Origin of the sequence: Pseudomonas sp. TH15, from assembly GCF_016651105.1 — a bacterium.
Taxonomy (GTDB): Bacteria; Pseudomonadota; Gammaproteobacteria; order Pseudomonadales; family Pseudomonadaceae; genus Aquipseudomonas.
The window spans coordinates 716071-731334 of record NZ_JAEKEL010000002.1; the positions used below are offsets into that span (position 1 = coordinate 716071).

Consider the following 15264-nt stretch of genomic DNA (forward strand, 5'->3'; position numbering starts at 1 on the left):
GGTGATCCCCTCACCACAGGTTCTCATTCACCAGAAGTTCTCATCCAGCACATGTTCCTCACTGATGTGAAGATCGGGTTGCGCGCCAGCGGTCGAGGCCGATTACCAGCAACCCGATCACCACAAACCCCACCAATATCCCCCCGGCATTAATAAACACCTGTGGATAACCCAACACCGCCACATCAATGAACGGATACGCATACGCGCCCAGCAAATGCCCGCGCAGCAAGGCGTAGATGAAATACACCAGCGGATAAATCAGCCACAGTGGCAGATGCCACAGGCGCAATCTGCCCTTCGGTACGCAAAACCACCAATACCCCAAAAACAGCAGCGGCATTACGTCGTGCAGCAATTCATCAGCAACAAACTGCCAACCCTCCGGATGCCACAAATGCCGTAGCAAAATACTGTAGGCCAGACCGACCACGACAATACTCACGGCAATCCCGCTACTCACCCACGGCTTTAAAAACCAGCGGCGTGCGGCGGATTCGCGATCAGTTACAGCGCAGGTCAACACCGTCGCCACCAGCGTGTTCGTCCAAATCGTGAAGTAACTGAAAAAGCTCACCAGCCCGCCCAACAGACTGGCGTTGACGCTCAAACGCGCGAAGAAAATCAGATAAAGCTGAATAGCCAATCCCGCCCAACCCAATACGGCAGCGCAAGTGATCAGGCGTCGCCGCCAGACGGCGTCCATCTCAGACCGGGCGCTTGGTGCGCATCAACTTCACGTACAGATGTTCAACCTTCTCCCGCGCCCACGGGGTTTTGCGCAGGAAGGTCAGGCTCGATTTGACGCTCGGATCGCTTTTGAAGCAGCGAATGTCGATACGCTCGGCCAGCCCCGACCATTCGTAGTGCTCGACCAGGACGTTGAGGATCTGTTCCAGGGTCACGCCGTGCAGCGGGTTGTTGTTCAGTTCGGTCATGCCGGGCCTTTGCGCGAAGAAAGAATAAAGAAGCCGCGCACCTTAGCCGAGGGGGTGATCGGGTGGAAGGCCTACCTTCAAATGTAGGCCAACCCGCAAAGATCGCAGGCCAGCACACGGCCCACAATGCGCCCGTTTGCCGCACTGTTACCGATTGCGAAATGCTGCATGTCTGCAAAAGCCCTTTGTCTTTTTGTTACAGATCATTATCCTGCCGCCCTTAAGCTGAAACGCTTCACTGCCTGCGACATATTGAAGCGCTCGAATTGCATCCCGAAAACACCAAAAAAAGACTTATCCATGCCCGATTTTTCCTTCTCCCGAGACAGCGCTACCTCAGTACTGCGCACCCTTGGCGGCTGCACCGCGCTGGGCCTCGCCACCTGCGTTCACGCGGCCCCGGCCTTTGATAGCGACTCACCGTGGATGCTCGGTGACTGGAACGGCACGCGCAGCGAACTTTCGGAAAAAGGCTATGACTTCAAAGTCGATTACACCGGCGAAATGGGCAGCAACCTGCATGGCGGCTATGACCACGACCGCACCGCCCGCTACAGCGACCAGTTCGGCCTCGGCACGCACCTGGACCTGCAGAAGATCCTCGGTTGGGACGACGCCGAATTTCAACTAACCATCACCGAACGCAACGGCAACAACATCAGCAACGACCGGATCAACGATCCACGCGTCGGCGGCTTCACTTCGGCCCAGGAAGTCTGGGGCCGTGGCCAGACCTGGCGCCTGACGCAGATGTGGTATCAGCAGAAATTCTTCGACCAGAAGCTCGACATCAAGGTCGGCCGCTTTGGCGAAGGCGAAGACTTCAACAGCTTCCCGTGCGACTTCCAGAACCTGGCCTTCTGTGGCTCGCAGGTCGGCAACTGGGTCGGCGGCATCTGGTACAACTGGCCGGTCAGCCAATGGGCAATGCGGGTCAAATATCACCTGACGCCGGAGCTCTACGCGCAAATCGGCGCCTATGAGCAGAACCCCTCGAACCTCGATCGCGGCAATGGCTTCAAGCTCAGCGGCAGCGGCACCCAAGGCGCGATCCTGCCGATTGAACTGGTCTGGTCGCCGAAGCTCAATGGCCTGCCGGGCGAGTACCGCGCCGGTTATTACTACAGCAACGCCAAGGCCACAGACGCCTACAAAGACAGCAATGGCCAGCCCGCAGCGCTGAGCGGCGAAGCGTATCGCAGCGCGTCGAGCAAGCACGGCGTGTGGCTGGGTGTGCAGCAGCAGATCACCAGCCGCGCCAGCGACAACTCCCGTGGCTTGAGCGTGTTCGCCAACGGCACGATGCACGACAAGAAGACCAACGCCATCGACAACTACGTCCAGGCGGGCGTCGTCTACAAAGGCTTGTTCGATGCGCGCACCAAAGACGACATCGGTTTCGCCCTGGCCCGGGTTCACGTTAACCCGGCCTATCGCAAGAACGCCGAGGCGACCAATCAGGCCCGTGCCGTCTACGACTACGACGACCCATCGTTCCTGCCGCCGCAAGACACCGAATACAGCGCCGAACTCTATTACGGCGTGCACGTCACCAACTGGCTGACCGTGCGCCCGAACCTGCAATACATCCGCCACCCCGGTGGCGTGGACGAGGTCGATGACGCGCTGATTGGCGGGATCAAAATCACCTCATCGTTCTAACCCACACCACACCCCCCTGTGGGAGCGAGCTTGCTCGCGATAGCAATTTCAACTTCACCAAAGAAGTCGACTGACACACCGCTTTCGCGAGCAGGCTCGCTCCCACATGAAATTCGTTAGCTAGACAAGTTTTTATCTGAACCAATACCCACGCCTGATCGTCATCTACAGTGAACTAGCGCGGGACTACTTAAACGTCACGGAGAACCACACTATGAGCACTGATGGTGCTTTGAGCCGAAGCCGTCTGCTGCCGAGCCTGCTCGGTATCCTGCTTCTGCTAATGGGCTTGGCCATGCTGGCCGGGGGGATCAAGCTGAGCATGCTCGGCGGCTCGCTGTATTACCTGCTGGCCGGTATCGGCTTCGCGCTGAGCGGCGTGCTGCTGATTGCCGCTCGCCGCGCAGCACTGGGCCTGTACGCAGTGGTGCTGTTCGCCAGTACCGTTTGGGCCCTGTGGGAAGTCGGCCTCGACTGGTGGCAACTGGTGCCGCGCCTGTCGTTGTGGTTCGCGCTGGGCGTAGTTCTCTTGTTGCCGTGGTTCCGCCGACCGTTGCTGCGCGATGGCGCTGCACCGCTAGGCACCGCTGCGCTGAGCGTCGCCGTGATTCTGTCCGGCGCCACCGCCGTTGCCAGTCAATTCACGCATCCGGGTGAAGTCTTCGGCGAGTTGGGCCGCGACACAACCGATATGGCCAGCACCGCCCCGGCCATGCCCGATGGCGACTGGCAGGCCTATGGCCGCACCGAATTCGGTGACCGCTACTCGCCGCTGAAGCAAATCACCCCGGCCAACGTCGGCAAGTTGCAGGAAGCCTGGCGTATCCGCACCGGCGACCTGCCGACCGCCGATGACCCGGTAGAGCTGACCAACGAAAACACGCCGCTGAAGGTCAACGGCATGGTCTATGCCTGCACCGCTCACAGCAAAGTGCTGGCGCTGGACCCGGACACCGGCAAGGAACTCTGGCGCTTCGACCCGCAGATCAAGAGCCCGGTGGGCTTCAAGGGCTTCGCCCACATGACCTGCCGTGGCGTCTCTTACTACGACGAGAACGACTACGCCAAGTCTGCCAATGCCTCGACCGCTGTCATCTCCGAAGCCGGGAAAGCCGTTGCCCAGGCCTGCCCGCGTCGTCTCTACCTGCCAACCGCCGATGCACGCCTGATCGCGATCAACGCCGACACCGGCAAGGTCTGCGAAGGCTTCGGCAATAAAGGCACCGTTGACCTGACTCAGGGTATCGGTCCGTTCACGCCGGGCGGCTACTACGCCACCTCCCCGGCCGCGATTACCCGTGATCTGGTGATCATGGGCGGTCACGTCACCGACAACGAATCGACCAACGAGCCTTCCGGCGTGATCCGCGCCTTTGATGTGCATGACGGTCACCTGGTCTGGAACTGGGACAGCGGCAATCCGGAGGCGACCGAGCCTTTGGCGCCGGGCAAAACCTACACCCGCAACTCGCCGAACATGTGGTCCCTGGCCAGCGTCGACGAAAAACTCGGCATGGTTTACCTGCCACTGGGCAACCAGATGCCTGACCAATGGGGCGGCGACCGCATGCCCGGCGCAGAGAAATTCAGCGCCGGCCTCGTGGCTTTGGACCTCGCCACCGGCAAGGTTCGCTGGAACTATCAGTTTACCCACCACGACCTGTGGGACATGGACGTCGGCAGCCAGCCGACCCTGCTTGACCTGAAAACTGCCGACGGCGTGAAGCCGGCGCTGATCGCACCGACCAAACAGGGCAGCCTGTATGTGCTCGACCGTCGCGATGGCACGGCGATTGTGCCGATTCGCGAAATTCCGGTACCGCAAGGCGCAGTACCAGGCGACCGCACCGCACCGACCCAGGCGCGCTCGGACCTGAACCTGCTGGCCCCGGAACTGACCGAAAAAGCCATGTGGGGCGCCAGTCCGTTTGACCAGATGCTGTGCCGCATCCAGTTCAAGGAACTGCGTTACGAAGGCCAGTACACCCCGCCGTCGGTGCAGGGCAGCCTGATCTATCCGGGTAACGTCGGTGTGTTCAACTGGGGCAGCGTCTCGGTCGACCCGGTTCGCCAGATCCTGTTCACCAGCCCGAACTACATGGCGTTCGTTTCGAAACTGATCCCCCGCGCCGAAGTGGCGGCTGACAGCAAGCGCGAAAGCGAAACCGCTGGCATCCAGCCTAATGCTGGCGCGCCGTACGCAGTCACCATGCACCCGCTCATGTCGCCGTTCGGCGTACCGTGCCAGGCCCCGGCCTGGGGCTATGTCACCGGCATCGACCTGACCACCAACAAAGTGGTGTGGAAACGCAAAAACGGCACCAGCCGCGACAGCTCGCCATTGCCTATCGGCCTGCCGATCGGCGTGCCAAGCATGGGCGGCTCGATGGTGACTGCGGGCGGCGTCGGCTTCCTCAGCGGCACGCTGGACCAGTACCTGCGCGCCTATGACGTCAACAGCGGCAAGGAACTGTGGAAGTCGCGCCTGCCGGCCGGCGGCCAAGCGACACCAATGACCTACACCGGCAAGGACGGCAAACAGTACGTACTGCTCGTCGTTGGCGGCCACGGCTCGCTGGGCACCAAAATGGGCGACTACGTGATCGCTTACAAACTGTCCGAGTAAGTTTTAGCGGCGGTAAAGAAGAAGGCGATGTCCCGCAAGGGTCATCGCCTTTTTTGTGCCCAACATTTCTGCATACACCTGAGGACCCTGTGGGAGCGAGCCTGCTCGCGAAGGCGGCAGCACATTCAACATCAATGTGACTGACACACCGCTATCGCGAGCAGGCTCGCTCCCACAAGTTTGATCCGCATTGGCCTGTGGGAAATGTGCTTGTCCTACAGACGCTGAAAATTGCGCGGAGTTTTCCGACAAGTCGCGTCGGTTGTGCCTCGGAAATTGGCTGGATAGGCTCGGGGGTCGCTGCATATTCAGCGAACGGGCGTCGCGGCCCGAGTAGTTCATTCGATTTGATGCATAATCGCCGGCCCAAACCAGAGCGCTTCGGTGCTAGTAGTTTGGTTTGATGGCGGCTGTGCGCGGGATACCTTCGGGTATGCCGAGTTGCCAAATGTTCGGTCCGCGAACCTGCGTACAGCTGCCACCCTTAATTGCTTCGCGGCAATAGTCAGTGGCGGCTCCATTTCTCACTTGGAGTCTCACCATGTTCAAACCTACCCCCAATCCCCCGAAACCGACGACACTTCCCCTACCAATCTCCAGATTCGAAAAAATTTCACGAAGCCGCCGAGCGTGCGCTCGACCACTACCTGAAACCTTCCGCCATTACGCTGAAATCCCACAAACCCAGCACCATGTTCCAGGTCGTCAGCGACATGGATAACGAGAGCCTGCTGGCCCACGCCTGCGAATCACTGGCCTCGGCCAGCATCATGACCAGCGATATTGCCGCTTATGTGGATACGCCGCAGCGGCATACGATCCTGGCGATCCAGCAAATCATCATGCTGGCAGAGCTGGCGGTGAATCGCGTGCTGGATAACGTGGAACTACCTGCACAAGGCTGATGCTCCAATGCGCGCGTGCGGAGTGGACTGACATTCGATCGCAGCCGCCCACGCGTGCAGCCCTGTAGAACCAGGGTCGTTACTGCGTAACCAGATCAAATTCACCCAGAATATCGATATCGAGATTTGACAGATCTTTGGCCTTTACATCGAAAGACATCCGGTATCGGCCAGCCGTCGGGCTGAAATCAATGGTAACCGTACCTGCATCCGCACTGGCACGCTCCAGGACATTGCCTAACAGGGAGCGATACGTGAGCTTATGGAAAGTGGGCAGGTCGTCTGGTTGCAGTTGTTTCACATGAATGTAGATCGTTCTGTGATCCCCGAAACTGGCGGTTTTCTCTGCACCGTAGCAATGCCAATATTCGCCATCAAAAAAGACACTGACCTCAGTCGCTATAAAATCCCCCTTCTGAATCTTCGCCGTAAAAACTCCCGAGGTACTTGAGGTCACAACATTGGCATCAGTCATATTCAGCTCCGTTGAATTGCAAAGTGGAGCGCAGATCGTGCGGGTGAATCGCAAGAGAAACACCTGACAGATCTGACAGGTTTTTAGATCCAATAATCCAGTGACGGCGACGGGATATAGCTTAGATAGCAACACCCACCGACGAGCGTCTCAGCGCCATGATCGCGCGCAGACTCAATTGCACATTGGAGTTGATTACAGCCAGTTAAAAATTAGTGAGCTTTAAGACCGCCATCGCTGGCAAGCCAGCTCCCACAGGATTGATGTCCACCTGAAGCAGAAGAGTCGGCTGTCAGGCTGTTTCTGTGCTGCCTGCAAGAAATGGGTCGGCTGTCAGGCCGCCTTCGCGAGCAAGCTTTGCTCCTACAAGATCAAGATCAAGATCAAGTTCAAGTTCAAGTTCAAGTTCAAGTTCAAGTTCAAGAGCGAGATCAAAAGATCGCAGCCTGCGGCAGCTCCTACATGAAACTCGCGGCGCAGCCGCACCACTCGCAGGATGAGCGTTAGCTCGGCTGCAGCCCTTGATCTTGATCCAAGGGCGACGTCGGAAGGCTGAGTGGAGGGAATGATCCGGGGGTGGGAGCGCAGCGACCGTTTGGCGCAGCCAAACACATCGAGAGGAGGTGCAGCGCAGCAAACCGTAGGCGATGCCCCCGGATCAATCCCGCAGCGAAGGAACCCCGAGCCCCAGCGAGCGGGCCGCACGCAGGAGCAAAGCCTTTTCGGTTACCTTTTCGGCGTTTGGAAAAGGTGCCTCGCCGTAAGGGCGAAACCGCCAGCCGCCGTTACCGCAAAAATGGATATACACACCACCACCAAGAACATGGTCGGCCCTAAGGCCGCCAAGTCCAAAAGACCTGTCAAAAACCTGAACACACACCTTGAAATATCCATCCCCATTGAAACCACCCCCCACCTGCCCCATCTAAGACCCATACCCCATTGCGCAGGTGCCCCATGAGCGACCAGCAAGAATTCCCTGAAGACCCGAGCGAATACGCCGAAACAGACCAAATCGAACACCACTCCACCGGCAAAGGCCTCGCCCTGCCTGGCCAGAACCTGCCGGACAAGGTTTACATCATCCCGATCCACAACCGCCCGTTCTTCCCGGCCCAAGTGCTGCCGGTCATCGTCAATGAAGAACCGTGGGCTGAAACCCTGGACCTGGTGAGCAAATCCGATCACCACTCCCTGGCCCTGTTCTACATGGACACGCCCCAGGAAGATCCGCGCCATTTCGACACCAAGGCACTGCCGGAGTACGGCACCCTGGTCAAGGTGCACCACGCCAGTCGTGAAAACGGCAAACTGCAATTCGTCGCCCAGGGCCTGACCCGGGTACGGATCAAAACCTGGCTCAAACACCATCGCCCGCCGTACCTGGTGGAAGTCGAATACCCGCACCAGCCCACCGAGCCGACCGACGAGGTCAAGGCCTACGGCATGGCGCTGATCAACGCGATCAAGGAATTGCTGCCGCTCAACCCGCTGTACAGCGAAGAACTGAAGAACTACCTCAACCGCTTCAGCCCCAACGATCCGTCGCCACTGACCGACTTCGCCGCCGCGCTCACGTCCGCTACCGGCGGCGAACTGCAAGAAGTGCTCGACTGCGTGCCGATGCTCAAGCGCATGGAAAAAGTCCTGCCGATGCTGCGCAAGGAAGTCGAAGTTGCGCGCCTGCAAAAAGAAATCTCCGCCGAAGTGAACCGCAAGATCGGCGAGCATCAGCGCGAGTTCTTCCTCAAGGAACAGCTCAAGGTCATCCAGCAAGAGCTGGGCCTGACCAAGGATGATCGCAGCGCCGACATCGAGCAGTTCGAGCAACGCCTGGAAGGCAAAGTCCTGCCACCTCAGGCGCAGAAACGCATCGAAGAGGAAATGAACAAGCTGTCGATCCTCGAGACCGGTTCGCCGGAGTACGCGGTCACTCGCAACTACCTCGACTGGGCGACGGCCGTGCCGTGGGGCGTGTATGGCGAGGACAAGCTCGACCTCAAGCACGCGCGCAAGGTGCTGGACAAACACCACGCTGGCCTCGACGACATCAAGGACCGGATCCTCGAGTTCCTCGCGGTCGGTGCTTATAAAGGCGAGATCAGCGGTTCCATCGTGCTGCTGGTCGGCCCGCCGGGCGTGGGCAAGACCAGCGTTGGCAAATCCATCGCTGAATCCCTTGGCCGGCCGTTCTATCGCTTCAGCCTCGGCGGCATGCGCGACGAAGCAGAGATCAAGGGCCATCGACGCACCTACATCGGCGCGCAGCCGGGCAAACTGGTGCAGGCGTTGAAAGACGTTGAAGTGATGAACCCGGTAATCATGCTCGACGAGATCGACAAGATGGGTCAGAGCTACCAGGGCGACCCGGCCTCGGCGCTACTCGAAACCCTCGACCCGGAACAGAACGTCGAATTCCTCGACCACTACCTGGACCTGCGCCTGGACCTGTCGAAAGTGCTGTTTGTCTGCACCGCCAACACCCTGGACTCTATCCCCGGCCCGTTGCTCGACCGGATGGAAGTGATTCGCCTGTCGGGCTACATCACCGAAGAAAAAATCGCCATCGCCAAGCGTCACCTGTGGCCAAAACAATTGGAAAAGGCCGGCGTGGCGAAAACCAGCCTGGCCATCAGCGACAGTGCCTTGAAAGCCTTGATCGACGGTTACGCCCGTGAAGCCGGGGTGCGTCAGTTGGAAAAACAACTCGGCAAACTGGTGCGCAAAGCTGTGGTCAAGCTGATCGACGAGCCGCAAGCAGTGATCAAGATCGGCCCGAAAGACCTGGAAGCTTCACTCGGCCATCCAGTGTTCCGCAACGAGCAAGTGCTGTCCGGCACCGGTGTCATCACCGGTTTGGCCTGGACCAGCATGGGTGGCGCGACCCTGCCGATCGAAGCGACGCGGATTCATACGCTCAACCGTGGCTTCAAACTTACCGGGCAACTGGGCGACGTGATGAAAGAGTCGGCGGAAATCGCCTACAGCTACGTCAGCTCCAACCTGAAGTCGTTTGGCGGTGATCCGAAGTTCTTCGATGAAGCCTTCGTCCACCTGCACGTGCCGGAAGGTGCCACACCGAAAGACGGTCCGAGCGCCGGTGTGACCATGGCCAGCGCCCTGCTCTCCCTCGCGCGCAACCAGGCACCGAAAAAAGGCATCGCCATGACCGGTGAACTGACACTGACCGGGCATGTACTGCCGATTGGCGGGGTGCGCGAGAAAGTGATCGCGGCGCGGCGGCAGAAGATCTTCGAACTCATCCTGCCGGAGCCGAACCGTGGCAGCTTTGAGGAATTGCCGGAGTACCTGAAGGAAGGGATTACCGTGCACTTTGCCAAGCGCTTTGCGGATGTGGCGAAGATATTGTTCTGATAGTTCTTTGGTGACATGACTACCGTTATCGCGAGCAGGCTCACTCCTACAGTGAGAGGTGGTGTTCACAAATCCTGTGTTCACCACAAACCCCTGTAGGAGTGAGCCTGCTCGCGATGGCGTCAGCCCGGACACCAACCCGACCTGACCGTCACACTTTGTCGCATCTTCAGTTATGCTCGCCGTTCGTCGTGAATGCCGGAGCCGCTGATCTTATGTCCCCCACCCGCCTGTTGGTCCCCCTCGCCCTTTCTTTGCTGGCCGCCTGCGCCACGCAACCGAAACAGAACGTGACCGTGGAAAAACAAAGCGAATGCCCGGCCAAGTTGAGCAACGGGCAAAATCTGATCGTGATTCTGCCGAGCAACCCGACCACGGGTTATCGCTGGTCCATTCAGGATTCCGCCGGCGGCGTGTTGCGGGCACTTAGCCCCGAGGTTTATAGCAACCCGGAAGATGCCGGGATTGTCGGCAGCGCCGGGATGTCGACCTGGCGCTTCCAGTCCTTCGCCGCCGGTACTGGCCGTTTGCGCCTGACCTACTCGCAGCCGTGGGCGCCGGAAGTCCCGGCGGTCAAAACCTTCGATTGCGCGATCTCGGTTAACTGATCGTGGGCTGGCTGATTCTGGCACTGATGGGTGCGGTGACCTTTCTCTACGGGCTGAGTGTGCATGCCGCGCTGCTTTGCCTGTTGGTCAAACCGTTGCCGGTGTTGGCCTTGCTGGGATGGCTGCACGACGCGCCGCCCACCGAGTATCGGCGCTGGATCAGCCTCGGTTTGATCTTCTCTCTGCTCGGTGATGTGTTGCTGGCATGGCCGGGGGATTTGTTTGTGTTTGGCCTTGGGGCGTTTTTGGTGGCGCATCTGGCGTACTTGAAAGCGTACCTGAGCGATTGTCGGCGGTTGGCGATGTTGCCGTTGGTCCTGGCGCTGGTCGTTGGTGCAGTGCTGTTGGGGATTCTGATTTCCCACGGGCTGGGGCCGTTGCTGGTGCCGGTGATTGTTTACGGTATGGCGATCAGCGCGATGCTTTGGCGGGCGCTGGCCCGGCTCGGCACTGACGTGCCCAAGCGCTCGGCGTTGCTGGCGGCGGCGGGTGCCGTGGCGTTTGTGTTCTCTGATAGCGTGATTGGCATCAGCCGGTTTGTGCTGCCGTTCGAAGCGGCACCCTATGTGATCATCCTCAGCTACTGGGTCGGGCAATGGGGAATTACAGCGTCGGCGTTCGGCCCGAAACCGCGCTGAACCTTGTGGTGAGGGGATTTATCCCCGTTCGGCTGCGCAGCAGTCGTAAAAACAATGCATACACTTTGCCTGACACACCCTGTCGGGCAATTTTGGGGCTGCTTCTCAGCCCAACGGGGATAAATCCCCTCGCCACGTCGGACAACCCAAGCATCCCCGCGCCCTTTTGGCTAAAATGCCGGCCTTTCCATTTACACCGCCGGAACCGCCGTGAGCAAAGAACCCGATCGCATTTTCGCCCAGCCTTTGGCCCAAGTGCCTGACTTCGCCTTTAACGAGGACGTGGTGCGGGTATTCCCGGACATGATCAAGCGCTCGGTGCCGGGTTATCCGACCATCGTCGAAAACCTCGGCGTGCTCGCTGCGCAGTTTGCCCAGCCCAACAGCGTGCTCTACGACCTCGGTTCGTCGCTGGGCGCCGTGACCCAGGCCCTGCGCCGTCACGTACGCACCGACGGTTGCCGGGTTATCGCTGTGGATAACTCGGCGGCGATGGTCGAGCGTTGCCGCGAGTACCTCAACGGTCAGGACTCGATGTTCCAGGAGTTGTTGCCGGTGGAAGTGATCGAGGGCGACATCCTCGCCCTCGAGTTCCAGCCAGCCTCGGTGGTGGCGCTGAACTTCACCCTGCAATTCATCGCCCCCGAGCAGCGCACCGCGTTGCTCTCGCGCATTCGCCAATCGTTGTTGCCGGGCGGCGCGCTCATTCTGTCGGAGAAGCTGCGCTTCAACGATCTGGAAGAACACGCGCTGCTCACCGATCTGCACGTCGCGTTCAAACGCGCCAACGGCTACAGCGAACTGGAAATTGCCCAGAAACGCAGCGCCATCGAAAACGTCATGAAGCCCGACAGCCTCGAAGAACACCGCGAACGCCTGTTGGCCGCTGGGTTCTCGAAAGTCGTGCCGTGGTTCCAGTGTCTTAACTTTGCCTCGTTGATTGCCTTGCCATGATTGATCTGTCCCCCCTTGCCCGCCGTTTGGCCGGCACCCCGCTGGCCGATTGGGCCAACACCCTGCAAGCGCAACTCGACAAGAAAATGGAGAAGGGTCACGGCGACCTGGAGCGCTGGCAAAGTGCGCTGGACGCCTTGCCGAAGATCCAGCCGAGCAAAGTTGATTTGCTCAATGGCCTGACGCTGGACACCGATTGCGACGACGAAACTCGCGCGCAGATGCGTACGGCGCTGATGGGCCTGTCGCCATGGCGCAAGGGGCCGTTCGACCTGTTCGGCGTGCACGTCGACACCGAATGGCGCTCGGACTGGAAATGGTCGCGGGTTGCCCCGCACCTGGACCTGAAGGGCAAACGCATCCTCGATGTCGGCTGCGGCAATGGTTACTACATGTGGCGCATGCTCGGCGCCGGCGCCGACAGCGTGATTGGCGTCGACCCGAACTGGCTGTTCTTCTGCCAGTTCCAGGCCGTGCAGCGTTACCTGTCCGAGCCGAATGCCTGGCACCTGCCGTTTCCTTTCGAAGACCTGCCGCCGAACATGGAAGGCTTTGACACGGTGTTTTCCATGGGTGTGTTCTACCACCGCCGCTCACCAATCGAGCATTTGCTGGCGCTGAAGGACTGCCTGGTCAAGGGCGGCGAGCTGGTGCTGGAGACGCTGGTGATCGAAGGTGATCAGCAACAAGTGCTGGTGCCGGAAGACCGTTATGCGCAGATGCGTAACGTATGGTTCCTGCCATCGGTGCCGGCGCTGGAGTTGTGGCTGCGGCGAGCCGGGTTCACGGATGTTCGTTGTGTGGATGTCAGCGTGACCACCGTTGATGAACAGCGTGGGACAGAGTGGATGAAGTTTCAGTCGCTGAGCGATTTCCTCGATCCCGAAGACCACAGCAAGACGATTGAAGGACTGCCGGCGCCGATGCGTGCCGTCATCGTCGCCCGCAAATAAACCCCGATCTCCCTACCCAATGGAGATTCAAATGTGGGAGCGGGCTTGCTCGCGAAAGCGGTGTATCAGGCGACATTAATGTCAACTGACACTCCCTCTTCGCGAGCAAGCCCGCTCCCACATTTTTGATTAGTGTTCAGTCTGCGGGTTTGGCTCTTCGGGCCTTGAAGAATTCGCTGAGCACCGCACCACACTCCTCCGCCAACACCCCGCCTTCAAACAGCACCCGGTGATTCAAAAAGCCCTGGGTGAAAAACTGCCCCTGACTCTGCACAATCCCGGCCTTGGGCTCCAGCGCGCCGTACACCACCCGCGCAATCCGCGAATGCACGATCAAGCCCGCGCACATGCTGCACGGCTCAAGGGTCACGTAGAGGGTGCTGCCGGGCAAACGATAGTTACTGGCGGCCAACGCCGCAGCACGGATCGCGACCATCTCAGCGTGGGCGCTGGGGTCGTTGCCGCTGATCGGGCAGTTGAAGCCGCGACCGATGATTTCCCCGTCCTGCACCAACACCGCGCCCACCGGCACTTCACCGAGGGCTGCGCCTTGGGCAGCGAGGGTCAGGGCTTCGCGCATGAAGTCGCGGTCGCGACTGCGGTCGATAATTGCAGCGGGACGAATCTGGCGCATCACGCCACCTCGATGGCGGCCATCAGGCCGGTTTCCATGTGGTCGATCACATGGCAGTGGAACATCCAGACCCCCGGGTTATCTGCCACCAGCGCCACTTGCGCGCGCTCGTTCTTGCCCAACAGGTACGTGTCGGTGAAGTACGGGATGACCTTGTGCCGGTTCGAGGCAATCACTTTGAAGCTCATGCCGTGCAGGTGAACCGGGTGCTGATACTGGGTCATGTTTTTCAATTCAAAAATGTAGCTCTTGCCCTTTTCGAGCTTGGCGATCGGCCGGTCGGCGCAGGTCTTGTCGGTGATGTCCCAGGCCTTGCCATTGATCTGCCACAGGCTTGGCGGCTTGCCGTTGTCGACGTTGACCGACACCGAACCCACCCATTCGAAATTGAAGTTGAGTTTCTCGGCATTGGCCAGGTCCGGCTCGGCCACCGGGTTGGCGGGCAGCGCGGGCGGCCACTGGGTCGGTGCGTCGGTGTTTGCCACCGAACGCAGCGTGCCCAGGCGCACCGGGCCGTTGCGCAAGGATAGCTCTTCACCGGCCGGCGGTGCCTTGATCGCCAGGCAAATGCGCATGCCGGGGCCGAGCCAGTATTCCTTGCCCAATGGCCGTGGTTCGATCGGGTTGCCGTCCAGCGCGTAGATCTGCGCTTCGACACCAGGGATGTTGAGGCGATACGTCAGGGTGTTGTCGAGGTTGAGCAAACGCACGCGAGTGATTTGCCCGGCAGGCAAATCGATCACCGGCAGCGGCACGCCATTGATGGTCGATAGCCGCCCGGCCGTGCCGCCTCGCGCCGCTTCACGCGGAACACTGAACGCGACGAACGCGCCCTCTTCATCGACGTGCCAGCTCTTGAGGCTCAGGGTTTTTTCGTACTTGAAACCGGTAGGTTCGCGCTCCTCGATGATCAGCGGGCCGACCAGGCCACGACCGAGTTCTTCGCTGCTGTTCACGTGTGGGTGATACCAGTAGCTGCCGGCGTCCGGCACGCGGAATTTGTAGTCGAAGTACTCGCCCGGCAACACTGGAAGCTGCGAGACGTAGGGCACGCCATCCATTTCCAGCGGCAGACGGATGCCGTGCCAGTGGATGGTGGTCGCGACCGGCAGGTGATTGATGAAGCGCACCCGCAGCCATTCGCCCTGGCGCACCCGCAACTCGGTGCCCGGCGCCGACGGGCCGAACGCCCAAGCCTCGGTTTTGTGACCGGCCACCAGTTCGACATCCAGTGGCGCGGCGATCAGCTCATAGTCGTGGCCAGCCTCGGCGTCGGCCATTTTCCCCAGCCAGTAACGCGACGCGCCACCGGCCCCCACGCCAACCACCACAAGACCGGCCAGACCACCGAGTATTTGTCGACGGGTAAAGGACATGAACTCAACTACCTCACGTATCAGCGACGGGCCTGGGGCCCGCAAAAGGCGAATACGATACACCTGCGGTTGAGAAACGGTAAGGGCGACCTGAGGCCGCATATCTTGTTCAGCCTTCAA

The 15264-nt window shown here is 59.9% G+C and carries 12 protein-coding genes and 1 pseudogene; 8 read left to right on the forward strand and 5 right to left on the reverse strand.

Translation table 11 applies throughout. The features are described 5' to 3' along the window. Positions 1-58 precede the first annotated feature (58 nt). Together JFT87_RS27080 and JFT87_RS27085 are read right to left on the reverse strand one after the other, a co-directional pair. Positions 59-706, reverse strand: coding sequence for a Pr6Pr family membrane protein (locus JFT87_RS27080; protein ID WP_201206396.1), 648 nt, complete (start codon positions 704-706; stop codon positions 59-61). Position 707: 1 nt separating this feature from the next. After that, a complete protein-coding gene (locus JFT87_RS27085) occupies positions 708-938 on the reverse strand; it encodes a VF530 family protein (protein WP_201206398.1) in 231 nt (76 codons plus the stop codon). 300 nt (positions 939-1238) lie between these two features. Between JFT87_RS27085 and JFT87_RS27090 the strand changes: the two genes are divergently transcribed. The 3 genes and pseudogenes from JFT87_RS27090 (at position 1239) to JFT87_RS27100 (ending at position 6131) form a co-directional block, all read left to right on the forward strand. Continuing rightward, the gene (locus JFT87_RS27090) at positions 1239-2600 is read left to right on the forward strand and encodes a carbohydrate porin (protein ID WP_201206400.1); all 1362 of its coding nucleotides are present in this window, start codon (positions 1239-1241) and stop codon (positions 2598-2600) included. A 214-nt stretch (positions 2601-2814) separates the two neighbouring features. Further along, complete coding sequence (locus JFT87_RS27095; RefSeq protein WP_201206402.1) at positions 2815-5226, forward strand: glucose/quinate/shikimate family membrane-bound PQQ-dependent dehydrogenase; 2412 nt, start codon at positions 2815-2817, stop codon at positions 5224-5226. Positions 5227-5767: 541 nt separating this feature from the next. After that, positions 5768-6131 (forward strand): annotated as a pseudogene (locus tag JFT87_RS27100) (DUF6124 family protein). A gap of 79 nt (positions 6132-6210) precedes the next feature. Here the strand turns inward: JFT87_RS27100 and JFT87_RS27105 are convergent. After that, positions 6211-6606: a hypothetical protein gene (locus JFT87_RS27105; RefSeq protein ID WP_201206404.1), complete on the reverse strand. Its 396-nt coding sequence runs from the start codon at positions 6604-6606 to the stop codon at positions 6211-6213. Between the two features lie 957 nt (positions 6607-7563). Here JFT87_RS27105 and lon point away from each other — a divergent pair. From lon to cmoB, 5 genes are all read left to right on the forward strand, one after another. Next, entirely contained in the window at positions 7564-9981 is a 2418-nt protein-coding gene (gene lon / locus JFT87_RS27110; protein WP_207200225.1) for an endopeptidase La, read from the forward strand. Positions 9982-10196: 215 nt separating this feature from the next. After that, positions 10197-10589, forward strand: a complete 393-nt coding sequence (locus JFT87_RS27115; RefSeq protein ID WP_201206406.1) for a protease inhibitor I42 family protein — start codon at positions 10197-10199, stop codon at positions 10587-10589. A gap of 2 nt (positions 10590-10591) precedes the next feature. Continuing rightward, positions 10592-11227, forward strand: coding sequence for a lysoplasmalogenase (locus JFT87_RS27120; RefSeq protein WP_201206408.1), 636 nt, complete (start codon positions 10592-10594; stop codon positions 11225-11227). Positions 11228-11437: 210 nt separating this feature from the next. Beyond that, positions 11438-12181, forward strand: a complete 744-nt coding sequence (gene cmoA / locus JFT87_RS27125) for a carboxy-S-adenosyl-L-methionine synthase CmoA (protein WP_201206411.1) — start codon at positions 11438-11440, stop codon at positions 12179-12181. Further along, the gene (gene cmoB / locus JFT87_RS27130; protein WP_201206413.1) at positions 12178-13134 is read left to right on the forward strand and encodes a tRNA 5-methoxyuridine(34)/uridine 5-oxyacetic acid(34) synthase CmoB; all 957 of its coding nucleotides are present in this window, start codon (positions 12178-12180) and stop codon (positions 13132-13134) included. The genes cmoA and cmoB overlap by 4 nt, the downstream gene beginning before the upstream one ends. Before the next feature lie 136 nt (positions 13135-13270). On the opposite strand, the gene tadA is transcribed toward cmoB, so the two are convergent. Then, positions 13271-13768, reverse strand: coding sequence for a tRNA adenosine(34) deaminase TadA (tadA, locus tag JFT87_RS27135; RefSeq protein ID WP_201206415.1), 498 nt, complete (start codon positions 13766-13768; stop codon positions 13271-13273). Next, complete coding sequence (locus JFT87_RS27140) at positions 13768-15144, reverse strand: multicopper oxidase family protein (RefSeq protein ID WP_201206417.1); 1377 nt, start codon at positions 15142-15144, stop codon at positions 13768-13770. Before JFT87_RS27140 ends, tadA begins: the two co-directional genes overlap by 1 nt. Positions 15145-15264: the final 120 nt, after the last annotated feature.